Genomic DNA, 23,577 nt, shown 5'->3' with positions numbered 1-23,577 from the left:
TCTATGAGAGAAGTTGCATTTATCAAGCAAAATAAAGAAAAATGGTTGAATTTTGAGAAAACCATTTACAATAATCAGTTTAAAAATCCCGATACACTTTCGTCATTGTATATTCAATTGATGAATGACTTGGCGTATGCGCAAACGTATTACCCTAAGAGTAAAACTATTAGCTACTTAAATCAGCTTGCATCTGCCGCTTTTCAACGAATTTATAGAACTAAAAGAGAGAAAACAAATCGTTTTATTTCTTTTTGGAAAACAGAAGTTCCGCTAATTATGTATCAATTTCGGCGTTATGTGCTGTACGCTTTTTTAATTTTTGGCACTTTTGTAACCATCGGAGCCGTTTCTGCAGCGTATGATGATTCGTTTGTTCGACTAATTCTTGGCGATAATTACGTAAATACAACACTCGAAAACATAGAAAAAGGCGATCCTGTTGCCATTTATAAAAGTAGTGGAAACTTCGGAATGTTTATCGGAATTACTCTCAACAATCTATATGTTGGTATAAAATCGTTCCTATTTGGCGTTTTTGGCGGTTTAGGAACTGGCTATGTTTTAATGGTAAACGGAATCATGTTAGGTTCATTTCAATACTTTTTTCATGAACAAGGTGTTCTGTGGGAAAGTGTTCGCGGCATTTGGATTCACGGTTCTATGGAAATATTTGCTATTGTCATAGAAGGTGCTGCCGGATTATTATTAGGCGCAAGCATTCTATTCCCAAAAACATATTCGCGAATGGCTTCCTTTAAAATGGGACTCAAAAACGGAATCAAAATATTAATAAGTACGTTCCCTTTTACCTTAGCCGCTGGCTTTTTAGAAGGTTTTGTTACACGTTATTCAAATATTATGTCCAATTGGCTTTCGGTTGGTATCATTCTCATTACACTCAGTATAATATCATATTACTATTTGATTTATCCTCATATAGTACACAAAAAATTAAAAGCGCATGTTTCAACTCTATAAATCGAGAGATTTAGAATCAAAAAAAGAAAGAGAAAATATCAACACTCAATTTACTATTAACGAAATAGGTTCAGCAAAAGGTTAATGTCAAGAAAAATCAATCACATATTTTATAACTTTCTACGCATAGGAATATTTTTTATAATTTCCCTTTCGGGAAGCGTCTCGCATGCAACAAATGCGGTGCAACAACAAGTTCCTGTCATACAAGATACTTCAGATGTTACGCCAAAAACGTATGATGAAGATTTTAAAGATCGATATGAAAGTAGCGAATATATTTATGAAGAAGAAAAAACAAAAGGTTGGTTTTCTCGTTTTATAGATTGGTTAGAAGCTACCATTGAAAGTCTATTTGACTTTGAATCGCGTCAAGATGCAGCCGATTTCTTAATCAGTGCCAAAAATATCTTCTATGTTGTTATCATAATTATTGTAGTATTCTTAATAGTTCGTGCGATTATGAATGGCGAAGGACGCTGGGTTTTTGGAAAAGCATCCGACCGAAAAAGAATCACGCATGAAGATGTAGAAACCAATATTCACATTATTGACTTTACAACATTGATTTCAGAAGCCTTAACAAACAATGAATATCGCTTGGCAATTCGGTATCAATACTTACACATGTTAAAAAAGATGAGCGCTTCCGAGATCATTAAGTACGATCCAGAAAAAACAAATCTCGATTATTCACATGAAATAAAAAACGAAAAAGTCCGTGAACAATTTTTATATACTTCTTATTTGTATAATTACGTTTGGTATGGCGAATTTACTATTGACAAAGAGCAATACGAACAAGCGGAGGAATCTTTTAATCTCATCCTAAAAAACATGGCGGCATGAGTAAAAGACTAAAAATATATCTCGGAATCCTAATTGCACTCATCCTTATTGCAATTTCTGTTCAAATGTCAAAACCAACACCTATTGATTGGCGAGAAACGTATGATGAACGACAAACAAATCCGTACGATTTAAAAATATTTCACAAAGAACTAGCGCGCACTTTAGAAGACGGAAAAATTAAAAACATTTACAGAAGTCCATACGAATTTTTCAATGGTAAATACGATTGGGAAACCTACACCTATAAAATTAAAGGTAGCTATGTTCACATAAGTCCTGATTTTTATACGGATGAAGCTTCGCTAAACGAATTGCTCGATTTTGCTTCCGAAGGAAATACCATCTTTTTATCCACGCACGAAATGCCGCGTTACTTAAAAGATTCTCTAGGTTTCTCAACAAAATATGAGTATCAAGTTTCTACTAAAGCTACGCTGTCGTTTGCCAATAGAAATTTGCGTGACAATGAAATCTCCTATGAAACAGGTATGAAAAATATCCATTTCTCAAAAATTGATACACTAACAACAACGCCTTTAGGCTATCAAAAATTTGACAATGATTCCATCTATACCAACTTTATCAAAGTGCCTCATGGCGATGGTTCATTTCTATTGCACACACAACCTGCTGTCTTTACAAACTTTCACTTGCTAAAAGACGATCATTACAAATATTCAGAAGGAATTTTAGGTTATTTGCCTGATGCCGATATTTTCTTCGATTCTGCTTACAGAGTTGTTGATGGAAAAGGCGATGGAAAACGCGATTCTTCTTTACGATTTATCTTATCGGAACCTGCATTGCGTTGGGCTTGGTATTTATCACTGCTATTTCTATTAATATTTATACTGTTTAATGTAAAACGAAAACAACGTATTGTCAAAATTGTAGATCCGCTTGAAAATACAACGGTAGATTTCACCAAAACCATCGGGAATCTATTCTATGAAACAAAAGATCATGAAAATGTAGTTCGCAAAAAAATCACGTATTTTCTGGAGCATTTACGAACAGAATATTTAATGAATACACAAGTGTTAGATGAGAAGTTTATCACGCGACTGCGACAAAAATCAGGGAAACCAATAGAAGAAATTGAACGACTCGTAAAACTGCTCAACATATTAAAGAAAAAAATACACTTCGATCAAAATGATGTTTTAATGATTACCAAAGCGATCGAAAATTTCCGTAAAAAGAAATAACTCATACCATTAATTACAATAAATTGAATATATGGACTTAAGAAAAGAAAAAAACGAAGAAAATACTCATAACGAAGAAGAAGCGCCATTGTCATTCGAAAACAGAATTGATCTGTCGGAATTGCAAAATGGAGTTCATAAAATACGACAAGAATTATCTAAAGTAATTGTTGGACAAAAAAGCATGATCGACATGCTAATTACCGCATTACTCGCCAAAGGACACGTATTGATTGAAGGTGTTCCTGGAGTTGCAAAAACCATTACGGCAAAATTATTGGCAAAATCATTAACTGTCGATTTTGGTCGAATTCAATTTACGCCAGATTTAATGCCAAGTGATATATTGGGAACGTCCATTTTTGACATGAAAAAAACGGAGTTTGAGTTCAAAAAAGGTCCTGTATTTACTAATATGTTATTGATTGACGAAATCAATCGTGCGCCAGCAAAAACACAAGCGGCATTGTTTGAAGTAATGGAAGAACGCCAAGTTACCATGGACGGAACAAAATACACACTATCGCCGCCGTTTATGGTATTGGCAACGCAAAACCCAATTGAGCAAGAAGGAACATATCGGTTGCCTGAAGCGCAATTAGACCGTTTTCTGTTTAAAATCAGCGTAGATTATCCAACATTGGATGAAGAAGTAGAAATCATTGCGCGTGAACATGATTTAAAAGAAGGAAATAAAATTGATAAAATTAGTTCGTTCCTATCAAAAGACGACATTATAAAGTTTCAAAACCTAGTAAATGACATCATTGTTGAGCCACATTTGCTAAAATACATTGCTGAAATCATCATCAATACGCGGAGCAATCAGTTTTTATACATTGGTGCGTCGCCAAGAGCTTCTATTGCCATTTTAAAAGCTTCCAAAGCGTATGCCGCGATGAATGGACGCGATTTTGTAACGCCAGAGGACATCAAACAAGTTGCGATTCCAGTGTTGCAACACCGAATTATTATAACGCCAGAGCGTGAAATGGAAGGTGTAACTTCAAAACAAATTATCAATCAGATTATACAAACTATTGAGATTCCTCGATAAGCAACTCTAAAACAGTAACTAGTGGAAAGCATCAAACGTTTTTTTAAATCATTATATCTCCAAGATCGTTTCTTTTACGGATGTTTGAGCATTATACTATGCTTTATAGTGAGCTTTATATTTCCAAAATTCTTTTATATATCCAAACTATTATTGCTGATTTTACTCACATTTGCTTTGTTAGATATTATCATTTTATATGTAACAAAACGGGGAATTTCAGGAAAACGACAAACACCTGAAAAATTCTCTAATGGCGATGAAAATGATGTGTTTTTACGTATAGAAAACTATTATACATTTTCCATTTACACAAAAATCATTGACGAAATTCCTGAACAGTTTCAAGTACGTGATTTTTCTATTGAGAAAAAATTAGCGGCTTCGAGCGTTTCAGAATTGAAATATAACTTGCGTCCAACGGAACGTGGCGAATATACGTTTGGGAAACTGAATATCTATGTAATGTCAATTTTAGGCTTGGTTTCCAGACGTTTCTTTTTTGACAATGAAATCATGGTGCCAACGTATCCTGCGTATTTACAACTCAAAAAATACGATTTGCTTGCCATTAGCAACAATTTGACGATGTACGGAATTAAAAAGATTCGTCGCATCGGACATACGATGGAATTTGAGCAAATTAAAGAATATGTGACAGGTGATGATTTGCGAACGATCAATTGGAAAGCGACGGCGAAACAGAATCAATTAATGGTGAATCAGTATCAAGATGAAAAATCGCAACCTGTATATTCTGTGATTGACAAAGGTCGTGTGATGAAAATGCCTTTTGACGGTTTGAGTTTGCTCGATTATGCTATTAATGCAACCTTAGTAATGAGCAATGTTGTTTTGAAAAAGCAAGACAAAGCTGGAATGTTTACATTTTCAAAGAATGTAGAAAATATGGTCGTTGCCGAAAAGCGAAGTGCGCAAATGAGTATGATTCTGGAATCGTTATATAATGTAAATACAGATTTCTTTGAATCGGATTATGGCAGATTGTACGCAGATATTAAACGAAACATTAAACATCGGAGTTTGATATTGTTGTATACAAACTTCGAAACAATGGACGCTTTAAACAGACAGTTACCTTATTTAAAAGGAATTGCTAAAAGTCACTTATTAGTCGTTGTTTTCTTCAAAAATACCGAACTCAATGAATTGATAGAAGCCGAAGCAACCAATATTCAAGAAGCGTACGACAAAGTAATTGCAGAAAAATTCTCTTTCGAAAAACGCTTAATTGTCAACGAATTAAAGAAATACGGAATTTATTCTATTTTAACTACGCCTGAGAATTTAACGATTGATGCTATTAATAAGTATTTGGAGATGAAGGCTCGTGGTTTGGTTTAGGTATTTTACTAGCGAATTTAATTTTCTTCTATAACTTAAATTCTTCGTTCAACTCTCCTTAACTATAATGCACATCTTAAGTTAACCGCTGTGTTATTTAAATATTGAATACCCAATTCCGATTCCAAGCCAAGGTTGATATTTGAACACCCAATTTTGACCTATGGAAGATACTGGTAAATCGATTCCTAACAATAAGCTTAATCCGAGTTTTCCATATCCGTATTGATATCCAATTCCTGAACTAATACTTAAAATATTATCTCCATCATTTTTTCCATCAGTATTTTTCTTAGTAAGTGATAATTTATTTAGGCCAGCAAAAACATAAGCATTTTGATTATTTGTTAATTTAGGTTCTCTACCTTTCTTATATGAAAACTTCTCCCAACTTTTACCAAATGTAACTGCCACATTCACATCTGTTTCAAGATTATTTGTAAAACTTGTTAAACTATCTGATTGACTTGTCAAATATGCCTTTAAGGGAACTGTAATAGCGCTAACTTTCCAAGATGTTCTCGTGATTTTTACTCCTTCTGTGATGTCTATATATAATCTTCTCTTAAACCCAATATTATATTTTTTAAAATCAGAAACAACATTATCATCTTTGATAATAAATATTAATTTATTATCTTTTTGCTCAAGTTCAACAGTTACAGAACTATCATCGAATTCAGAATTGATTTTCTTAAAAGAGAACGCATTATCAATTTTGACATAGAGTTTTGATTTTTTAGTAGCATTTTTTTTATCATATGTATATAGGATTTCTTCTTTAACTCCACGTTCTTCTTCTAAAATTATTGGAACATTACTATTTGATGAAGTCCCATCTTTTTTAAGATATATTCTGTAATCGCCTTTAACTTCTTGTTGAGAATTAACTTTTAAAAAGCTTAATAAAATAATTATAATAATTGGTAGTTTTATTTTCATAATGGTTGTTTTAATTGTGGTTAACGTTATTACATAAGATTAGTTTCATTGGTTAATCGACTGATTTTAGTGAACACAAGCAAAATATAAAATCTAGATTACTAATGAACTTAAGGAGATGAGATTTCCCTAAGCAGACATGTAATAACAATAATTACACACACTATTGAAGATATTCTTAGTCAGTCACGGTAAAGAAAAAACCATCTTGAGTTTCTTCTGAACCTACAAAGAATGCATATTCTCCAGGTTCCAAATTTGATACTTTTATTAGATATGAGCCTTTCCCATATTTTTTTCCCCTAAACTTAATCAGATCAAGTACTCCCGTATCAGTTTGACCTGAAACATTACTAGAACTAGCTATTAAATATTCCCTATACTTTTTTCTTGTTTTGAATTCTAAAAGTTGAATAATTTTCGTAGGAAGAATATTATTAGAACCATGATTATAAATGAAGTATAAGTTTTCACTCTTCTTAATTTTTGTTGTAGACGTTTTACCTTTGGCTATTACTCGAGCTTTCACTTTTCCAATACCCGAAATTATTCTGCCAACAGATTGCCCTCTTTTTACAGATGTTGTAACCATTTCAAGTTCTTGATGTTTATTTTCAGAAGTAACAAATACAATTTCACCTTCGAAATCGGGTTCAGGTGCTGATATTTCTTGAGCGATTGATACAGTGCTAATTACTAAAGCTAGAAGTAAAATTTTAAATTTCATTTTTTTAATATTATAATCATTACCTACTTCAAAATTCAGTTGGTTTTTCGGTTTATTCCCAACACTATATTAAAATCATTTTTTTTAGTAATTAACAAAGCTTAAATAAAAGTTTATTTTAAATCAAAATTTTGATCTAAGATACTTCACAACATAAGCACAAAAAAAGCCTCATTTCAAATCCCTATTATTTCGCATAAAAGTAAAATAAAGATTAAACGTATCTTTGCGGTTTCCCGTAATCCGCAATAAAAATTCAAACTATCTTCCCAAAACGTCAAAACGAAACCACATTTTTAAGTCGTGAAACGAAGTAATTTCAACCAATTTATCTAATGAACACAAACGCAATTACCCAACTTTCTACAACTCATCATCCAAATTCCACAGTCTAGTTCCTTTTTTTATGTGCTTCTTGATTTTATACAGACTTTTGAATCATCAAACACTAACAAAATAAAAATCTAACAATAATCAACTAACAATCACATTATGAAAAATTTACTTCTTATCGCCTTATTCATCACAGGTATATTCGCAACAGCACAAACTTCAGACACAACTTCTAACGAAAGTATGACCATTACAGTTACCGTTGACAACATAAAAAATAATACAGGAAAAGTCATATTTGGATTGTACACAAAAGATGGTTTTTCAAAAGAAATCCCTTTTCAAGCAGCAGAAAGCACGATTGAAGGCAATAAAGTAAAAGTTACATTTACAAATGTTCCTAAAGGAGAATACGCTATTAAATGCTTGCATGACGAAAATAATAATGGGCTTATGGATTTTGAAACTAGCGGAATGCCGAAAGAAGATTATGGAACTTCAAACAATCCGTTAAGCTATGGACCGCCACAATTTGAACCTTCTAAGTTTTCAGTTAGTGATGCTGATGTAACAATGAAAATTATACTGTAAATAAGTACTGAGTCTTCGAGTGCCTCAGACTCCGCACGGTAAGACTCTGAAAATAGCATAATAAAAGCGACACCAAAAGGTGTCGCTTTTATTTACATTGAGCGGAGTCGAAATTAACTTTTAAACTCATTAGTATTGAGATTTTAGTAGTGAGTATTGAGACATGGATTCTTAGAGAATTCCAAGTTCATAAACTTATAAACCAATAAACTCATAAACTAAACCGAGCGAAGCGAGATAACTTATTTCCCCAACCAAGCATTCATCATCCAAATCGTTTTTTCCTGTTCTGCGATAAAATCACTCATCATTGAATTTGTTCCTTCGTCGCTCGCTTCATCAGATTTGTCTAATAATGCTCTTTCCAATTGTATCAATTCTGAAATTGACGTAACAATCAATTCAACTGCTTTTACATCTTGCGAAACATGTTTTCCAACAGGAACTTTCGCATTCGCAATATAGTCTTCAAATGTGTGTAAAGGCTCGCCGCCAAGTGTTAATACACGTTCTGCGATTTCGTCTACTTTAATTTGTGAATCATTATATAACTCTTCAAATTTTGCATGCAACTCAAAGAAACCTTTTCCTTTAATGTTCCAGTGAATTCCACGTAAGTTTTGATAATACACTTGAAAATTAGCTAATAATACGTTTAAATCTGTTACTAATTCCTTTGTCTTTTGGACGTCTAATCCTAATATATTTAATGCCATTTTCTTTATATTTTTTTGTTTGAACAAATTTATTTAATATTTAACGCGATTTAGTATAAGTTTTATCGATAGTTTTTATATTTTTATCACTTAAATTGATGACGCATGACAATTACACAACTACAATATGTTTTGGCAGTTGCCGAACACCAAAATTTTACATACGCAGCACAAAAATCATTTGTAACACAACCGACGTTGAGTATGCAAATACAAAAGTTAGAAGACGAACTAGAAATTCAGATTTTTGATAGAAGCAAAAAACCAATTCAGCTCACTGAAATTGGAAAGAAAATCGTGGAGCAAGCGCGAAGTATTGTGAACGAATCCGGAAGAATGCAAGATATTGTAGATCAACAAAAAGGATTTATTGGTGGCGAATTTAGACTTGGAATCATTCCGACAATTATGCCAACGTTATTGCCAATGTTTTTAAAAACTTTTATTAAAAAGTATCCAAAAGTAAATTTAAAAATAGAAGAATTAACGACAGAAGTTATTATTAAAAAGCTCAATGAAGGACATTTAGATGCTGCCATTGCTGCGACGCCTTTAGGAAACGATCAAATTAAAGAACGTATATTATATTACGAACCTTTTGTAGGTTATACCACCGAAAATCACCGTTTGTACGACAAAAAAGAACTTGTAACGGCAGATTTAGATATTGATGATATTTTATTATTAGAAGATGGACATTGCTTTCGCGATGGTGTAATTAACTTATGTAAAGTACCGCGAGCAATAGATCACGATCATTTTCAATTGGAAAGTGGAAGCTTTGAAACCTTGATAAAATTATCTAACGAAGATTTAGGAATGACGCTACTTCCCTATTTGCATACACTTGATATTAGAGAAAGTGAACGCAAATATTTACGTCATTTTGCAGAACCAAGACCAGCGCGCGAAGTAAGTTTACTTTTTCACAAAAGTGAATTAAAAATGCAAATAATTGAAGCTTTACGAACTGTAATTATGAGTATTGTACGAGGCGCGATTGCTTTTCATAATGTAGAAATTATTAGTCCTGTACAGAAATAATAATTTGGTATAAAACTAGAAAAGCCGCTTATCGCGGCTTTTATTTATGGTTTTAAATAGATCAAACATTGGTCTAATTGTGGATTTGCTACTACTAACGAATTGATCCAAATTTTCAATTCTTCAATTTCGTGAGGTAACAGTCTTTGTAAAGCTTTTTGTAATTCTCTACAAAATAATGATGGATCAAAGCTTACTTTTTTGAGTATAGTCTTTGTGTAATCAAACATTGCTCTTGACATGTTTAACGAGGGTTTTAGGTTAAAAATTTTAAGAGTAATATTGTGTATAGGCTTATTTTTTTAGTTATTTAAAAGTAGTAAAAAAAAACCATTTTTGTACTTTTTGAGCAAAACTTTAACAAATGTAAGAAGAATGATTGTACTTTTTATGGAGTCCGATTGAACTGTTAAAAACGATTATCGCCATCCAATAAATCGCCAATACTTCCTAAAATACTTCCTTCTCCTTTGCTGTTTCCGCCATTTGGTAATGCTGCGATAACTCTTCCTGCCAAACGACTAAACGGCAATGATTGCACGTAGACAATTCCTGGTCCTTTTAAGGTTGCAAAGAACATTCCTTCGCCTCCAAAAAGTGTATTTTTAATGCCGCCAACAAATTCAATATCGTAATCGACATCTTGTGTAAAACCGACAATACAGCCTGTATCTACTCGTAAAATTTCGCCAGGAGCTAATTCTTTTCGTGCCAACGTTCCGCCAGCGTTTACAAACGCCATTCCGTCGCCTTCTAGTTTTTGCATAATGAAGCCTTCGCCGCCAAATAATCCACGACCCAATTTTTTGGAGAATTCAATTCCTATAGTTACACCTTTTGCTGCACATAGAAATGCATCTTTTTGACAGATGAATTTTCCTCTGTAATTTGTTAAGTCAATTGGAACAATTTTTCCAGGATATGGCGCTGCAAAACTTATTTTTTTTACGCCAAAAGCGCTCGTATTTAAAAAAGATGTCATGAACAGACTTTCGCCAGTTAATACTCGTTTTCCCGCTGAGAATAGTTTTCCAAGAATTCCTTTATCTTGGTTAGATCCGTCGCCAAATATGGTGTTCATACTAATGCCGTCGTTCATCATCATAAAACTTCCTGCTTCTGCCACAACGGCTTCTTGCGGATCTAGTTCTATTTCCACATATTGCATTTCTGCGCCGTAAATTTGGTAATCAATTTCGTGTGCTGTCATTGTTTTTGTTTTTTTACACCGAGTTAAATCGAAGTGTTGATTGCGTTTTATTAGAAGTTAAAAGGACAGTTTTGTTACACTTATTTTTTCTTTTTCAGTTTAATTCCCCATTCATATTCAAAATTAGAAACACTTTCGCCAGCTTCATCAAATCCTTCTGCATATAGTGTAATACTTTGTCCTTCGCCAGTTGCGATGGCTTTTTCAATAGCATTTTTTACTTTTAATCCATCTTTACAGATAAACCGAATTCTTCCAGTTGCTTTTTTTGTAAATGTTCCTTTTTGTGAACGCACCAACATAGAAATTTTTTCGCCAGAACCTTCAATTTCTTGAATTACCAAAACACCAGTTGCCAACTCAGAAGCCATTCCTTGTGTTGCCCAGTATAATGATTTGAATGGATTTTGATTAATCCAACGATGTTTCACGGTTACGGTTGCAATTTCTTGCGTGATTTCTTTCAATCGAACACCTGAAAAAAAAGCCGATGGAAGTTTAAAAAGTAAGAAGGTATTTATTTTAGATGGAGTCAATTTTTTAGCCATTTTTTGTAATATTCTTTAAATTCGAGATTGCAAAATACAAAAAAATGAATGATTTTAACAAAAAGTTGAACTTTACTTTGTTTCTGAAAAAATATTTTATAAAATCATAATTTAGCTATAAACTTATGATAATCAATATATTAAATGTCATTTTATTGTTTTTAAATTTACACTGAAATGTTAAAAAATGTTAAATTTTAGTACTATGTTTTGCATAATACCTTTTTTTAACCATATATTTGCATAAGAAAATAATAGGTTATGGACACTGCAATCACAAAACATCAAAAAAACGTCGCTACAGTTTTGCATGCAACTACTTTTAGTAAGTACTTTTTTCCGTTCGGAAATTTTATACTTCCACTAATTTTATGGGCGATGTATAAGAAGGAATCTGAATATATAGATCATCATGGAAAAGAAGCCTTAAACTTTCAGTTGAGTCTGTTTTGTTATAAAGTTGTTGCAGCTATGTTTGCAATTCCATTTTTTATTTTATTTCAAATACATACGACAAACACATGGAATATTTTAGGATTTAATAGTTTTAGCATCGACTTGAATGATGGATTTAATATGCATCAGTTAACTATTGCAGGAATTGTTATTGGAATTGGACATTTATTATTTTTTGCCGTAAATATTACGTACACCATTCTGGCAGCAATGAAAGCAAATGAAGGCGAAAAGTATCGGTATCCATTAACTATTAGATTCATCAAATAAAAATAGCATCAATCAACACTTCGACTCAACTCAGTGTAAAACAAACAAACAAACAAACAAACAAACAAACAAACAAACAATCAATCAATCAATCAATCAATCAATCAATCAATCAATCAATCAATCAATCATCATCATCAATCAATCATCATCAATCAATGAAATCATCAATCAAAAAACGAACAGTATCATTAAAAGACACATGAAAACATGAAGATAGAAAACACAAAAGCACAGATGCGCAAAGGTGTGTTAGAGTATTGTATTTTATCCATTTTGAGAGATCAGGATGCATATGTAGCAGAAATACTTAGCACATTGAAAGACGCAAAAATGCTTGTCGTAGAAGGAACAATTTATCCGCTACTGACAAGACTGAAAAACGCAGGTTTATTGAGTTATCGTTGGGAAGAATCGACTTCTGGTCCGCCAAGAAAATATTATGGACTTACAGAAACAGGAAGATTATTTCTTAAAGAACTGAATACCACTTGGGACAATTTACAAAATGCCGTATCACTCGTAACACGCCAAAAAAAGACCACTAATGAATAAGACAATCAATATTAATTTAGCAAATATGTTTTTTCATATTGATGAAGAAGCCTATAACAGTTTACAGCGTTATTTAAACGCTATCAAACGCTCCTTTACAGACTCGCAAGGACGAGATGAAATTATCGCTGATATTGAAGCTAGAGTTGCCGAATTGCTTTCGGAACGCATGAAAAGTGAGCGACAAGTGATTAGCATGAAAGAAGTTGAAGAAGTAATCGGCATTATGGGACAACCAGAAGATTACTTGGTAGACGACGAAATTTTTGAAGACGAACCTAAGACCAATTATAATCGTCGTGAAAATGGAACGTATCGGAAATTATACAGAGATTACGACAATAAGTTCATTGGTGGTGTGTGTGCCGGTTTTGCGCAATACTTCGGAATTGATGCGCTTTGGATTCGACTTTTAGTGCTATTTGTTTTATTCGTTGGCGCAGGATCACCAGTATTGGTATATATTATTCTTTGGGTTGTGATACCAAAAGCTACGACAACTAGTGAAAAACTAGCGATGGCGGGAAAGCCCGCGAACATTACCAATATTGAGAAAAAAATCAAGGAAGGATTGGATGATGTTCAGGAAAGATTAAGTGATGTAGATTTCGATCAGGTTGGTCAGAAAGCTAAAAATAGTGCATCTTCCTTCTTTGATTCATTAGGTGATTTCATCATGGTATTATTGAAAATTTTAGCAAAGTTTTTTGGTATCATTTTTATAATCATAGCGGCATCTATTTTAATTAGTGTAATCATGTCGGCACTTGGTGTGAGTTTTTATAATATGGATATTATCTTAGGAGATGAATCAATTTATTATAGAGATTTAGGAATTATCAATCACACACCAAGGTGGGTTTTAGGATTGTTAATGCTGTTTGCACTAGGAATTCCTGCGATTGTATTGTTTATTTTAGGAATTAGAATTTTAGTAAAAAATTCAAAATCAATTGGAACGACGGCAAAGGTTGCATTATTCATCCTTTGGATAGGATCCTGTATTGGAATCGGGTTTATTGCTTCTAACGCAGCTTTACATCATGATATTGAAGCTTCTGTATCCTCTAAAACAGAGTTGCCGATTAGTGCAAATGACACGATTACCGTGAAAATGATGAAAAATGAAGAATATGATCGCTCATCATACAGATATCATCATGATTATCAGGTAGAATATAAGGATAATGGAGATATTGTTTTGTTTTCAAAATCTGTAAGACTTATTGTAAAACCAACTGATAGCGACAATGCTCGCATACGAATTAACAGAAATGCTGGCGGAGTTTCGTATGCAAAAGCAAGAGAACGTGCTCAAGCAATTAATTATAACTACGTTTTTGAAAATAATACGTTGAAGCTTGATGGTTATTTTCTATTTGATCCGAAAGATAAATACAACCAACAAGAAATAGAAATTATATTGTATTTACCAGAAGGTGCTATCATTTTTGCTGAAAAAAATACACGTTCTTACCATAGAAATTCGCCTCGTTCAGGAGATATTTTAGGAAAAAAAGAAGAAGAAAATCATTATCAAGTTATTGACGACGATTTGAAGTGTTTGGATTGTGATACGCCAAATATCAATCAATTAAAGAGTAAAAAGAAAAGTTCAATTACCATCAATTCAGATAAAGTAGATATCAATATTAAAAGTAAAGATCAAAATGTGAATGTAAAACGTGATAGCGTTCCAACAAACACAGATAATAATTAATAGGAAATACATCAATCAAAATTAAATTTAACCAAAATCAATCAAAAAATGAACAATTCGCAATCCATATATACACTATTAAAACTGCTCATCACAGTTTTAGTAGTTGGGTTGTTTGTTGGTAAAATTGCAGCATATTATTATCCATTACATAGTTTACCAAACGAATGGATATACGCGGGCATATTTGTTGGACTTCCAACAGGAATCGTAATTAGTATCGCTATTTTTTTACTATTAAAAATTAATAATCATCAATCAATAACATTTTAAAAACACTAACCATTATGATCACTTTAGCACGATTTATTACCATAGCTATACTTAGCTTACTTATCACTTCTTGTAATTTTAATTTTGATTCTGGAATTACTGGAAACGGAAATGTTGTCACAGAAGAAAGAGATGCTGACGAAACTTTTACAGAGATTAGAGCTTCCCAAGGACTTGACGTGTATATTACACAGTCAGAAATTGCTGCTATTGAAGTAGAAGCCGATGAAAATATTATTTCACTTATTTCTACTGATATTAGAAATGGAGTTTTGTCGATTCATACAGAAAAAAATATTGGGCGTTGCGAGTCTAAGAAGATTTATGTAAGCTTACCAATACTTGAAAAAGTAGTAGCTTCAAGCGGCGCAGATGTATATTCGACAGAATTATTTATTGTTGAGAATATTGAAGTAAAAAGCTCTAGCGGCGCAGATATTAGGATTGAAGTAGAAGCTGTACATGTAACGTGTTCTGCCTCTAGTGGTGCTGGTATTAAGATTACAGGAACCGCAGATTCTTTAGTCGCAGACGCAAGTAGCGGAAGTGATATTCAAGCAAGAGATTTAAACGCAAAAGATTGCAATGCTTCGGCAAGTAGTGGCGCTGATGTAACCGTAACTGTTTCTGAAAAATTAGTAGCCAAAGGTTCTAGCGGTGGCGATGTTCATTATTACGGAAATCCTGAATCAGTTTCTAAGAATAAGTCGGTTTCCGGCGGAGTTCATAAGGAGTGATTTTGCAATTTGAAAATGAGTTTATGAGAAAATACAAAAAAACGCGCTAAATTAAATTTTAGCGCGTTTTTTTTATGTTAAATCTTGATTCTAAAAGCGACTTGTGCAGAGCGGAGTCGAAGTAACGATCTTTTCTCTTTTTTCAAAAAATACTAAATTTTTCTACTTACGCTTCAACAGCTGATAAATAACGTTCGGCATCCAATGCTGCCATACAACCTGTTCCTGCAGCTGTAACGGCTTGTCTGTATTCTTTATCTTGTACATCGCCTGCCGCAAAAACACCTGGTAAATTTGTTTTGGTCGATTTTGCACCTGTAATTAAGTATCCTGTATCATCCATGTCCAAAATTCCTTTAAACATATCTGTATTTGGTTTGTGACCAATTGCAATGAAAACTCCTGTAACAGCAATTTCACGTTTTTCTTTTGTTTGATTGTTTACAACACGAACACCTTCCACAACCATTTTTCCTAAAACCTCATCTAATTCTGTGTGATAAAGTACTTCTAAGTTTTTAGTATTATTTACACGATGTTGCATTGCTTTACTCGCTTTCATTTCGTCTTTACGAACCAAAACCGTTACTTTTCTACAAAGTTTTGCTAAAAATGTAGCTTCTTCTGCCGCAGTATCTCCACCACCAACAACAACAACATCTTGTCCTTTATAGAAAAATCCGTCGCACGTAGCACATGCAGAAACGCCTCCACCTTTTAAACGTTCTTCACTTTCTAATCCTAAGTATTTTGCAGAAGCTCCAGTAGAAATGATGACAGATTTTGCTAAGAATTCTTTTTCTCCGTTTCCATCATCAATATATACTTTATGAATTCCGCCTGCTTCTTTTGCAAAATCTACACGCGTTGCATATCCAAAACGTACGTCGGTTCCAAAACGAGTGGCTTGATTTTTTAAATCTTCCATCATTGCAGTTCCATCGGTTCCTTGCGGATATCCTGGAAAGTTATCAACTTCAGTTGTTGTGGTCAATTGTCCTCCTGGCTCCATTCCTGTGTACATTACAGGATGCATATCTGCTCTTGCTGCATAAATAGCTGCTGTATATCCAGCAGGTCCACTTCCAATAATTAAACAATCTAATGTTGTATTTGTATCTGACATATTCTTTTTTCTAAACTATTAAATGATATTTAACAAAAGTAGGTTTTTATATGAGTTCCTTACATAAAATTTATGAACAAATATTTTCGAACTGTTCAATATCTCCAAAAAAAAAGCAACAACATATAAAATATGCTATTGCTTTTCTACTATATTTAGGTTTTAGGTTTATATCTTTTATCGGATAATACTGATTTTATACAACTTTAGTTGCCAAACTGATTAAGAAACTAACTCCATTGTCAATATTGGCAATTGCGTCTGCTTTGGCTGTGTTTGAAGCGGCTGCATTATTAATTTCCTGTAATACTTTGACAGCGTTGGCATTGCTAATTTCACTTTGCTTAATAAATTCGTTAATCTCCGTAATACTTATATTTGTTAGACTTGTAATAGTTGTACTAAATTCAGCATCAGTTTCATCTGCGGCTTGGTTTGCGAGGTTACCCCAATCTATATTATCACTCATACGTTTTCTATTTTAGTTGTTTCCGATTATTGCTGATTTTACATTTAATAACTTATCAAATCCACTTCCTGTTTTGACCAGTAAACTGTCCAAATGACTTTCTATTTTTCCAACGTTGATATTTGTACCAGCTAAACTTTGTATTTGTGCCAACGTATTGGTTTCTGATTGTTTTAACTTTACAGCCGAACTAATTAAGTTTTGTAACGTACTACTTGCACGTTGATAATTTGTATAACTTTCGTTTAATGAAGTAATGACTTGCGTACGTTGCGCATCCACTAAACCTTGAAGCGAATCGCGTTTTCTGCTAATAACTGGCATTACACTTTTTAAAATATTTGGCAATTCTGTTTTAATATCTACACCAGCAGGAATCTTTGCTTCAAAGTTTTTAACAAACGATGGAATGTATTGATTATTAATAAAATCGTTCACTTTTTCTTTTCGTTCATCAAATAATTGATTTACCAAAGCAATGTTTAATTTATGCATCGAGTCAGCTTCAGATATAACTTCTTGTGACAACGTTACCGTAGATGCAGGAATAGAAGCGCAAGCAGTAATACTTACGGCAACAAACATAATGAGGATACTTTTTATGATTAATTTCATATATTTTTATTTAAGAATTTAGTCGTTGCCTGATGTAAACAGCGCTTTAATTTTATTGATGATTCCTTGTAGTATACTAAATATTGCATCTGAAGAAAATCCTCCTACGAGTGCTAACACCGAACTATTAAAAACGGTTAATTCCTCTCCATTGTTATACGTAGATACAATTTCTGATAAAATTAATCCAGACATAATTCCCAAAACAATCAAACCTACATAATAAATAGATTGCTCAGGCATTAAAGTTCCATGTTGAATTGCTTCACTTACACTTTTCAATAAATAAAAGATAACTCCCATACCTGAAGTTGCACATATAAATACTAAATTGAGTAATAAATCTGTTCCAGAATTTGCTAATACACCTTTGGCAAGTGATGCTTGATCTACTTGACTCGATAATGAAGTACCAATAAAAAGTGCTAGGAATAATAGTGCGAGTATAATCAAGTTTCGAATGACAGGTAATTTACTAAGTACAATTCTTCCGCGACTATCTGTGGCATTTAACTTTTTAAGAAATTTAATTGATTTTGGAGTTGCTGGCGCGACATTTTTAGCCAATATATTATGTGCATTGATTAAATCATCTAGATTATTACTTTCAATCAAAGGATTCAATTCTGTATTAATAATTTTTCCGTTTCGCATAGCAAACGAAAGCATATTTTCTAACTCTTCCTTTATTTCTATCATAAGGTGGTCGGAAACTCCTTTGTGAATACCTTTTGGGGCTGCCGCCGCAGGTTTTGAAGCTTCATCCGCTGCTACTGGATTTGGTGTCGGAGTTGGTGTTGGGTTTGAGGTTGGCATACTAATATGGTTTTATACAGTTTTACCAAACATACGATTTAAAACGCGCATTTAAAAGTAGCACAAATACGCGTTTTAAAATCAAGGGATTGTACGTAGTTGTTTTCTAGCTGCTGATTGCTTCTAAAGTCTTATAATTACTATTTTCGTTTTTTGAGCCAATTATCTAAAGGTTGTAATACAATATTAATGATGAGTACTAAAGCGGTACATATTGCTGTTTCTATAAAAAAGCCTACTCCAGCAACACAACCAATTGCTGCACTGCACCAAATAGTTGCGGCTGTAGTTAAACCGTGGACATTTGTTCCTTCTTTAAAAATAATACCTGCGCCCAAAAACCCAACACCAGTTACTATTTGTGCAATGATTCTTGTAACGTCGGCATCACCAGAATGATCGTTCAACTGAACGGAAAGCATTGTAAATATTGCAGCTCCTGTGGCTACCATTGTATTGGTTTTAAGTCCGGCAGATTTGCGTTGCCATTGGCGTTCAAAACCTATAAAAACACCTGCTAATAACGCAGCGCACAGTCTTAATAAAAAATCGGTTGTTGTCATATTCGGTATGTGTTTTTTCTAACTATTTTTAAATCAATCAATAACTTCATCATATCTTTGAAATTGATTTCGAAGTTCTCCGTGTAAGTTTAAATCGCTCTCAATTTTGGTTCGTGTTGGTCTTTGCATTAAAAAATAAACAATCAAAACGCCTGCAATTGCAATATAAGCTGTGTTTCCTGTGATTAATGAAAGTACAATTCCTATACATATTGAACCTTCAATAAGTCCAAACTTTATAATGGAAGCTATTTGATAACTTACCAATTTTGACTTTAAATCTGGTTTCTTTTCTGCGGAAGCGACCAACTTTTTAAAGATCGCCTGACTCCCATAAATAGCAGCAATTGCAATAACAGGATATATGAAAAGTAGTGTGTCGTTTGTATCTAATTCTGGTATCATTCCGTCACTAAATTGAAATAACACAAATCCAATAAACAATAGCAAACCAATCAATAAAGCGCTATAAATTATAGTCAATGTTTGTATAAATTTAGTTGGAGTTAACTGCTGCATATTATTTTCCATAAAAATTCTTTGTATTTGATTGTATTTCAAATGTATAAATAAGATTGTATTTAAAACTATTGCAAATGAAAAAACTGCTAGCTTCTGTTGATACTGTGTTTACATTACTTAATTAATGTAATAAAAGGATACCAAAGTAAAACTTGAAATATAATAGCTAAAATTACTATTAAAAATCCAACTCCTTTTTTTATCTTAAAAACATTTTTCACTTTTCCTTTAAATAATACATACAAACAAAACACCAAGAATGCTATATACAAACTATACCACATTGGAAGGTCTGACATCATAAATTCATCAACCATTCGATTAAATTGATACCCAGGTTTAGTTGTATAATAAAGCAATAAGAAAAATAAGCCAACGGCAACTGAAACCATATAAAATGTAGTCAAAACCCAACCGAGTCTTTTCCGTTTCCAAAATAGAATTGTTCCAGGAATAATTGAAATAATGTATACCAAACATAACAATAGGTAGCTTGTTCCTATACCATATCTTGAAAATTGATAATCAAAATATTCCCCAATTTCATACTGATTTACAGTAAACAGGTATCCATAAGTTTTAATAAAATACACCAAAACAAAAATAACATATATGGAAATTACTGTGAAAATCCAGCTCATGATCCGAATGAGTCTTTCATGAGATGCTAGCTGTTTCAAAAAAGGGTTTACAGTAATAAACAACGTAAAAAAATCTGTTTTCGATCTTTCTCGCTCCACTTTGCGTTTTTGTAGCAATGCTTCTTTTTCCTTTGTATCTATAATATTTTGCGTCTCTAATTCCGCCAAATGATCTGGAGAAATTCCACGAGCAATCAATTCTTGTTTTGCAGCTTCTAATGCAATTGACGTATAACTTGATGCGTTAGCAATTATGGCTAAAAGTTCTTTATCAGATAACTTTTTATAACGTTCTATGAATTCTGTCATGTATAAATTCTACTGTGAAAAATTAAATCATATAACTACTTTTCTCTTGTATAAGTAAGTGTGCTTCCTTTATCCAAATAACTCAAAACCAAGCTGGTTTCAGAATATTCTAACAATCCGTAAATTATCATTTGACCTTTAGTATTCTTCAACGTTAAATATTCAATTCCATCTTTTTCATCCAATTCATAATCATATGGAGTGCTCACAGTTCTATCAGCGACTTTGGTAAACATGAAAAAGCTGCCATTTTTAATTTCAATTCCCGAATTGGTGTCTTCTGTATTTATCCAACGTCCATCTTTCAATCCAACTATTTCGTACGTTTCTAATAGCATCTGGCTATTTTTTTGCGCATCTTTTATATAATTTGAAACAACATCAGGTTTTGATTTCCATTGCTCGGTTACATTAATATTTTGAACTTTTTCCAGATTCATTTCTTCAATTTTAGCAACCGTTTTTTCTTTCTCCAACACGCTAATAAGTTCTCCGTCATAAATACAAGTTCGAACTTCTTTATCCGTAAAAGGTCCACGTAAAGAAGCTTCGCTAGTTTCTTGTTGAAACACGAAAAATAACGTTCCATTCATAAAATAATAAGAAGTTGTACCTGCCCAATGTCCACTATATTGATTTTGAATAATCTTTACAGGTTTTTGATCATTAAAATAACCTTCAAGTATGGATTCGCCTCCACTTTCTTCAACAGTAATTGTCTTTTTTTCTAATGATTTAATTTGATTTTCTACGTGTGCAAAACGTTCTCTAATTACTGCAATTTTATCTTCTGGAGTAGTAGCTTTCACTTCTGAAGTTACGTTGTCAATAGTTGAATCTTTTATTGTTTCCTCAGTATTTACAGTTGATTTTTCAGTTTTCTTTTTGTCACTTCCGCAAGCAATAAAAGTAAGTATTGCAACTATAAATAATAGTAATTTTGATTTCATATTAAAAATTATTTTGAGAATTATCAAATATAATAAGATTGTACGTTATTTTTTTCCTTCTTCAATCGATTCATAACTTGGAGAATATCTAATCCGCTTAGCTGCCATTTTATAATACTGCTCAAAATTCTTAAATCCAAAAACGACTTCTAGTTCTCCTTTTTTAGAAATTACCTTTATTTGGTTGACGTTATAAGGTTCGTTTTCATATTTTTTTCTGTAATAATCTATCTTATAATTAGATTTTGAATACGTAATATCTTGTTTAAATATATTATTTAAAGAAATTTTTTCAGCAATACTATACCGATTTTCTGAAGTTGCCATATTTGCTTCTGTAAAAAAAAGTTTTTGCGGAAATTCGTTTGGATCAAAATATAAAATAACATCTTTCAATTTTTCATTTCCTTGAAAATGAATCTTATTTTTTGTAGCATCCAAATTACCTATATACACATATTCTATCTGCTCCAAAATAATGGTGTTTTCGTAAATTTTTCGCTTGTTCAAAAAACGTTCTCCTCTATCAATATACTTATGAGAAAATGTAGTGAAATATAAAATAAGGTCTGTTTTTTTATGTTTCAACACATACAATTCCTCAACTTTTCTAATATCTTTTGTCAAAGTAACATCAAAAAAAATTTCAGGACAATCACAAAATCTTTCTAATCTTGAGTCTTCTCCTTCTTTTGTAAAATCTTCACAAATACTAAATACATATACGTCAAAATTAGCTACATCAAATGTTTTCGTATCTTTTTTATTTTCATCAACATAAGATTCATCTACTAAATAAAGACCTGATCTACAAGACGTAAGTACACAAAGTATACTGATTATATATATTGTTTTTTTCATCTCTCTAAAATTTTGTATGATTGTATTCGTATCTAGCACCAATCATCCAACGATATCCTTGATAATAATCTGGATGATACGGAACGTTCGTATTAAAATGTAAAAAATCTTGAAGGTCTAAATTTCCTTTATTATAAATTGAAACACTTCCGCCAAAACCATTTTCTAAATTAGAAAAATTAAGTCGCCATCGCTGTTGGTTAAAAGCAAACTGTTTGGTATCCTGATAATTCAAAAAGTCAATTTGCAAATGATCTGCCACATCAAAAGCATGTTTTTGATATCCTGTATATTTATGATAACTAAGTTCTACAAGGTCAATAAGATCGGTTATATCTCCGTGATAACTTATAGTAACGCCGCCAGTGTAATATCGATCTCTATTATCGCCTGCCCAACCTAAAATTGGTCCGCCGTCATTATAATAACTAATCTGCGCTCTCCCCATTACATTCAAATTGAAAAATCCTGTGCGCTGTTGTTTTTTATCTTGGACAAAAATCCAGTTCAATCCGTAACTGACAGACGTTTTATATGGATTTTGAAGCGGATTTGCTGTAAAATCGGCAAAATGATACAAAGGAACATTTCTTTCAAAATAGCCAAAATCTCTTTTATCCAAACGCGCAGTTGCAGTTGTATTTATAAAAAAATGCGCTTGCATATTATACCATTTTTTACTTTGATCTGCTCCAACGCTATTACTATTAAACAGAAGAATTCCTGTATGAACTGTTGGTAAAAAAACATTTTCAATATCGTACCCAATTCCGCCTGTCAAACTAAACTTAAACGCAGGACCACTTACATTGCTAAATTCAATATTCACTTTCGTGGAAACACCATAGGTAATATCTGAGTTTGAATTTGAAAAATCATTCTGAGCAATTGTACGATTCGTATATAACAGAAGAAAATAAATAGCAAGACCAATTCGTACGTATTTCATAACTAAAATTTAGAATATTTCCATTCTAAATATACAAATAATTAGCAATCTACATCGTTACAGTGAAATTCATTTTCTAACAAGAAGAAGTTTTTCTTTATAGACTCATTACTATTTATGCGTAATCATCATTTTAAGTAAGCTAAAATATATCGCATAAAAAAAAGCCTT

28 protein-coding genes are annotated in these 23,577 nt (G+C 32.5%); 12 read left to right on the top strand and 16 right to left on the bottom strand.

Annotation, left to right across the window (positions count from 1 at the left end; all coding sequences use genetic code 11):
- The first annotated feature begins 3 nt into the window (after nt 1-3).
- From IMCC3317_RS21805 to IMCC3317_RS21785, 5 genes are all read left to right on the top strand, one after another.
- Nucleotides 4-981, top strand: a complete 978-nt coding sequence (locus IMCC3317_RS21805; protein ID WP_160131583.1) for a stage II sporulation protein M — start codon at nt 4-6, stop codon at nt 979-981.
- An 84-nt stretch (nt 982-1,065) separates the two neighbouring features.
- Nucleotides 1,066-1,830: a DUF4129 domain-containing protein gene (locus IMCC3317_RS21800; protein WP_160131582.1), complete on the top strand. Its 765-nt coding sequence runs from the start codon at nt 1,066-1,068 to the stop codon at nt 1,828-1,830.
- Nucleotides 1,827-3,041, top strand: coding sequence for a DUF4350 domain-containing protein (locus IMCC3317_RS21795; RefSeq protein WP_160131581.1), 1,215 nt, complete (start codon nt 1,827-1,829; stop codon nt 3,039-3,041). The genes IMCC3317_RS21800 and IMCC3317_RS21795 overlap by 4 nt, the downstream gene beginning before the upstream one ends.
- A gap of 31 nt (nt 3,042-3,072) precedes the next feature.
- A complete protein-coding gene (locus IMCC3317_RS21790; protein WP_160131580.1) occupies nt 3,073-4,098 on the top strand; it encodes an AAA family ATPase in 1,026 nt (341 codons plus the stop codon).
- Nucleotides 4,099-4,128: 30 nt separating this feature from the next.
- On the top strand, nt 4,129-5,463 hold the full coding sequence (locus IMCC3317_RS21785; protein ID WP_228055071.1) for a DUF58 domain-containing protein: 1,335 nt from the start codon (nt 4,129-4,131) through the stop codon (nt 5,461-5,463).
- Nucleotides 5,464-5,556: 93 nt separating this feature from the next.
- Here the strand turns inward: IMCC3317_RS21785 and IMCC3317_RS21780 are convergent, their stop codons facing one another.
- Both IMCC3317_RS21780 and IMCC3317_RS21775 read right to left on the bottom strand, forming a co-directional pair.
- Entirely contained in the window at nt 5,557-6,405 is an 849-nt protein-coding gene (locus IMCC3317_RS21780) for a hypothetical protein (protein WP_160131579.1), read from the bottom strand.
- A 178-nt stretch (nt 6,406-6,583) separates the two neighbouring features.
- A complete protein-coding gene (locus tag IMCC3317_RS21775) occupies nt 6,584-7,132 on the bottom strand; it encodes a hypothetical protein (protein WP_160131578.1) in 549 nt (182 codons plus the stop codon).
- A gap of 492 nt (nt 7,133-7,624) precedes the next feature.
- Between IMCC3317_RS21775 and IMCC3317_RS21770 the strand changes: the two genes are divergently transcribed.
- A complete protein-coding gene (locus tag IMCC3317_RS21770) occupies nt 7,625-8,056 on the top strand; it encodes a DUF2141 domain-containing protein (RefSeq protein ID WP_160131577.1) in 432 nt (143 codons plus the stop codon).
- A 242-nt stretch (nt 8,057-8,298) separates the two neighbouring features.
- Here IMCC3317_RS21770 and IMCC3317_RS21765 read toward each other — a convergent pair whose 3' ends face one another.
- Complete coding sequence (locus IMCC3317_RS21765) at nt 8,299-8,772, bottom strand: Dps family protein (protein WP_160131576.1); 474 nt, start codon at nt 8,770-8,772, stop codon at nt 8,299-8,301.
- 105 nt (nt 8,773-8,877) lie between these two features.
- Here IMCC3317_RS21765 and IMCC3317_RS21760 point away from each other — a divergent pair, with 105 nt between their 5' ends.
- Nucleotides 8,878-9,816 (top strand): hydrogen peroxide-inducible genes activator, encoded by a 939-nt coding sequence (locus IMCC3317_RS21760; protein ID WP_160131575.1) that lies wholly within the window; start codon nt 8,878-8,880, stop codon nt 9,814-9,816.
- Nucleotides 9,817-9,860: 44 nt separating this feature from the next.
- Here the strand turns inward: IMCC3317_RS21760 and IMCC3317_RS21755 are convergent, their stop codons facing one another.
- From IMCC3317_RS21755 to IMCC3317_RS21745, 3 genes are all read right to left on the bottom strand, one after another.
- Nucleotides 9,861-10,058 carry a hypothetical protein gene (locus IMCC3317_RS21755; protein ID WP_160131574.1) on the bottom strand — a complete coding sequence of 66 codons (198 nt, stop codon included), beginning with the start codon at nt 10,056-10,058 and terminating at the stop codon, nt 9,861-9,863.
- Between the two features lie 167 nt (nt 10,059-10,225).
- Nucleotides 10,226-11,026: a TIGR00266 family protein gene (locus IMCC3317_RS21750; RefSeq protein ID WP_160131573.1), complete on the bottom strand. Its 801-nt coding sequence runs from the start codon at nt 11,024-11,026 to the stop codon at nt 10,226-10,228.
- Nucleotides 11,027-11,106: 80 nt separating this feature from the next.
- Nucleotides 11,107-11,574: a DUF4442 domain-containing protein gene (locus IMCC3317_RS21745; protein ID WP_160131572.1), complete on the bottom strand. Its 468-nt coding sequence runs from the start codon at nt 11,572-11,574 to the stop codon at nt 11,107-11,109.
- Nucleotides 11,575-11,835: 261 nt separating this feature from the next.
- Here IMCC3317_RS21745 and IMCC3317_RS21740 point away from each other — a divergent pair, with 261 nt between their 5' ends.
- The 5 genes from IMCC3317_RS21740 (at nt 11,836) to IMCC3317_RS21720 (ending at nt 15,585) form a co-directional block, all read left to right on the top strand.
- The gene (locus IMCC3317_RS21740; protein ID WP_160131571.1) at nt 11,836-12,300 is read left to right on the top strand and encodes a DUF4870 domain-containing protein; all 465 of its coding nucleotides are present in this window, start codon (nt 11,836-11,838) and stop codon (nt 12,298-12,300) included.
- A gap of 210 nt (nt 12,301-12,510) precedes the next feature.
- Nucleotides 12,511-12,855 carry a PadR family transcriptional regulator gene (locus IMCC3317_RS21735; RefSeq protein ID WP_160131570.1) on the top strand — a complete coding sequence of 115 codons (345 nt, stop codon included), beginning with the start codon at nt 12,511-12,513 and terminating at the stop codon, nt 12,853-12,855.
- The gene (locus tag IMCC3317_RS21730) at nt 12,848-14,575 is read left to right on the top strand and encodes a PspC domain-containing protein (RefSeq protein ID WP_160131569.1); all 1,728 of its coding nucleotides are present in this window, start codon (nt 12,848-12,850) and stop codon (nt 14,573-14,575) included. The genes IMCC3317_RS21735 and IMCC3317_RS21730 overlap by 8 nt, the downstream gene beginning before the upstream one ends.
- A gap of 48 nt (nt 14,576-14,623) precedes the next feature.
- The gene (locus tag IMCC3317_RS21725) at nt 14,624-14,848 is read left to right on the top strand and encodes a hypothetical protein (protein WP_160131568.1); all 225 of its coding nucleotides are present in this window, start codon (nt 14,624-14,626) and stop codon (nt 14,846-14,848) included.
- A 14-nt stretch (nt 14,849-14,862) separates the two neighbouring features.
- A complete protein-coding gene (locus IMCC3317_RS21720; RefSeq protein WP_160131567.1) occupies nt 14,863-15,585 on the top strand; it encodes a head GIN domain-containing protein in 723 nt (240 codons plus the stop codon).
- A 166-nt stretch (nt 15,586-15,751) separates the two neighbouring features.
- Here the strand turns inward: IMCC3317_RS21720 and trxB are convergent, their stop codons facing one another.
- From trxB to IMCC3317_RS21670, 10 genes are all read right to left on the bottom strand, one after another.
- On the bottom strand, nt 15,752-16,711 hold the full coding sequence (trxB, locus tag IMCC3317_RS21715) for a thioredoxin-disulfide reductase (RefSeq protein WP_160131566.1): 960 nt from the start codon (nt 16,709-16,711) through the stop codon (nt 15,752-15,754).
- Between the two features lie 196 nt (nt 16,712-16,907).
- Nucleotides 16,908-17,180, bottom strand: a complete 273-nt coding sequence (locus tag IMCC3317_RS21710; RefSeq protein WP_160131565.1) for a hypothetical protein — start codon at nt 17,178-17,180, stop codon at nt 16,908-16,910.
- A gap of 12 nt (nt 17,181-17,192) precedes the next feature.
- Nucleotides 17,193-17,795, bottom strand: coding sequence for a hypothetical protein (locus IMCC3317_RS21705; RefSeq protein WP_160131564.1), 603 nt, complete (start codon nt 17,793-17,795; stop codon nt 17,193-17,195).
- An 18-nt stretch (nt 17,796-17,813) separates the two neighbouring features.
- Nucleotides 17,814-18,611, bottom strand: coding sequence for a hypothetical protein (locus IMCC3317_RS21700; protein WP_160131563.1), 798 nt, complete (start codon nt 18,609-18,611; stop codon nt 17,814-17,816).
- Between the two features lie 140 nt (nt 18,612-18,751).
- Nucleotides 18,752-19,174 carry an MgtC/SapB family protein gene (locus tag IMCC3317_RS21695; RefSeq protein WP_160131562.1) on the bottom strand — a complete coding sequence of 141 codons (423 nt, stop codon included), beginning with the start codon at nt 19,172-19,174 and terminating at the stop codon, nt 18,752-18,754.
- A 33-nt stretch (nt 19,175-19,207) separates the two neighbouring features.
- Complete coding sequence (locus IMCC3317_RS21690) at nt 19,208-19,705, bottom strand: hypothetical protein (protein ID WP_160131561.1); 498 nt, start codon at nt 19,703-19,705, stop codon at nt 19,208-19,210.
- Between the two features lie 104 nt (nt 19,706-19,809).
- A complete protein-coding gene (locus IMCC3317_RS21685) occupies nt 19,810-20,646 on the bottom strand; it encodes a hypothetical protein (RefSeq protein ID WP_160131560.1) in 837 nt (278 codons plus the stop codon).
- Between the two features lie 35 nt (nt 20,647-20,681).
- Complete coding sequence (locus tag IMCC3317_RS21680) at nt 20,682-21,596, bottom strand: hypothetical protein (RefSeq protein ID WP_160131559.1); 915 nt, start codon at nt 21,594-21,596, stop codon at nt 20,682-20,684.
- 45 nt (nt 21,597-21,641) lie between these two features.
- On the bottom strand, nt 21,642-22,457 hold the full coding sequence (locus IMCC3317_RS21675) for a hypothetical protein (RefSeq protein ID WP_160131558.1): 816 nt from the start codon (nt 22,455-22,457) through the stop codon (nt 21,642-21,644).
- Nucleotides 22,458-22,461: 4 nt separating this feature from the next.
- Nucleotides 22,462-23,406, bottom strand: coding sequence for a polymorphic toxin type 23 domain-containing protein (locus IMCC3317_RS21670; protein ID WP_160131557.1), 945 nt, complete (start codon nt 23,404-23,406; stop codon nt 22,462-22,464).
- Nucleotides 23,407-23,577: the final 171 nt, after the last annotated feature.

This window comes from Kordia antarctica (assembly GCF_009901525.1).
GTDB classification, from domain to species: Bacteria; Bacteroidota; Bacteroidia; order Flavobacteriales; family Flavobacteriaceae; genus Kordia; species Kordia antarctica.
Note: the sequence above shows the minus strand (reverse complement) of the source record. Positions and strands in the feature narration are given on the sequence as shown.

Bases quoted from the DNA above. Each gene is read 5' to 3' on its own strand.
- IMCC3317_RS21805 (WP_160131583.1), top strand. From the start codon at position 4: ATGAGAGAAGTTGCATTTATCAAGCAAAATAAAGAAAAATGGTTGAAT.
- IMCC3317_RS21800 (WP_160131582.1), top strand. From the start codon at position 1,066: ATGTCAAGAAAAATCAATCACATATTTTATAACTTTCTACGCATAGGA.
- IMCC3317_RS21795 (WP_160131581.1), top strand. From the start codon at position 1,827: ATGAGTAAAAGACTAAAAATATATCTCGGAATCCTAATTGCACTCATC.
- IMCC3317_RS21790 (WP_160131580.1), top strand. From the start codon at position 3,073: ATGGACTTAAGAAAAGAAAAAAACGAAGAAAATACTCATAACGAAGAA.
- IMCC3317_RS21780 (WP_160131579.1), bottom strand. From the start codon at position 6,405: ATGAAAATAAAACTACCAATTATTATAATTATTTTATTAAGCTTTTTA.
- IMCC3317_RS21775 (WP_160131578.1), bottom strand. From the start codon at position 7,132: ATGAAATTTAAAATTTTACTTCTAGCTTTAGTAATTAGCACTGTATCA.
- IMCC3317_RS21770 (WP_160131577.1), top strand. From the start codon at position 7,625: ATGAAAAATTTACTTCTTATCGCCTTATTCATCACAGGTATATTCGCA.
- IMCC3317_RS21765 (WP_160131576.1), bottom strand. From the start codon at position 8,772: ATGGCATTAAATATATTAGGATTAGACGTCCAAAAGACAAAGGAATTA.
- IMCC3317_RS21760 (WP_160131575.1), top strand. From the start codon at position 8,878: ATGACAATTACACAACTACAATATGTTTTGGCAGTTGCCGAACACCAA.
- IMCC3317_RS21755 (WP_160131574.1), bottom strand. From the start codon at position 10,058: ATGTCAAGAGCAATGTTTGATTACACAAAGACTATACTCAAAAAAGTA.
- IMCC3317_RS21750 (WP_160131573.1), bottom strand. From the start codon at position 11,026: ATGACAGCACACGAAATTGATTACCAAATTTACGGCGCAGAAATGCAA.
- IMCC3317_RS21745 (WP_160131572.1), bottom strand. From the start codon at position 11,574: ATGGCTAAAAAATTGACTCCATCTAAAATAAATACCTTCTTACTTTTT.
- IMCC3317_RS21740 (WP_160131571.1), top strand. From the start codon at position 11,836: ATGGACACTGCAATCACAAAACATCAAAAAAACGTCGCTACAGTTTTG.
- IMCC3317_RS21735 (WP_160131570.1), top strand. From the start codon at position 12,511: ATGAAGATAGAAAACACAAAAGCACAGATGCGCAAAGGTGTGTTAGAG.
- IMCC3317_RS21730 (WP_160131569.1), top strand. From the start codon at position 12,848: ATGAATAAGACAATCAATATTAATTTAGCAAATATGTTTTTTCATATT.
- IMCC3317_RS21725 (WP_160131568.1), top strand. From the start codon at position 14,624: ATGAACAATTCGCAATCCATATATACACTATTAAAACTGCTCATCACA.
- IMCC3317_RS21720 (WP_160131567.1), top strand. From the start codon at position 14,863: ATGATCACTTTAGCACGATTTATTACCATAGCTATACTTAGCTTACTT.
- trxB (WP_160131566.1), bottom strand. From the start codon at position 16,711: ATGTCAGATACAAATACAACATTAGATTGTTTAATTATTGGAAGTGGA.
- IMCC3317_RS21710 (WP_160131565.1), bottom strand. From the start codon at position 17,180: ATGAGTGATAATATAGATTGGGGTAACCTCGCAAACCAAGCCGCAGAT.
- IMCC3317_RS21705 (WP_160131564.1), bottom strand. From the start codon at position 17,795: ATGAAATTAATCATAAAAAGTATCCTCATTATGTTTGTTGCCGTAAGT.
- IMCC3317_RS21700 (WP_160131563.1), bottom strand. From the start codon at position 18,611: ATGCCAACCTCAAACCCAACACCAACTCCGACACCAAATCCAGTAGCA.
- IMCC3317_RS21695 (WP_160131562.1), bottom strand. From the start codon at position 19,174: ATGACAACAACCGATTTTTTATTAAGACTGTGCGCTGCGTTATTAGCA.
- IMCC3317_RS21690 (WP_160131561.1), bottom strand. From the start codon at position 19,705: ATGGAAAATAATATGCAGCAGTTAACTCCAACTAAATTTATACAAACA.
- IMCC3317_RS21685 (WP_160131560.1), bottom strand. From the start codon at position 20,646: ATGACAGAATTCATAGAACGTTATAAAAAGTTATCTGATAAAGAACTT.
- IMCC3317_RS21680 (WP_160131559.1), bottom strand. From the start codon at position 21,596: ATGAAATCAAAATTACTATTATTTATAGTTGCAATACTTACTTTTATT.
- IMCC3317_RS21675 (WP_160131558.1), bottom strand. From the start codon at position 22,457: ATGAAAAAAACAATATATATAATCAGTATACTTTGTGTACTTACGTCT.
- IMCC3317_RS21670 (WP_160131557.1), bottom strand. From the start codon at position 23,406: ATGAAATACGTACGAATTGGTCTTGCTATTTATTTTCTTCTGTTATAT.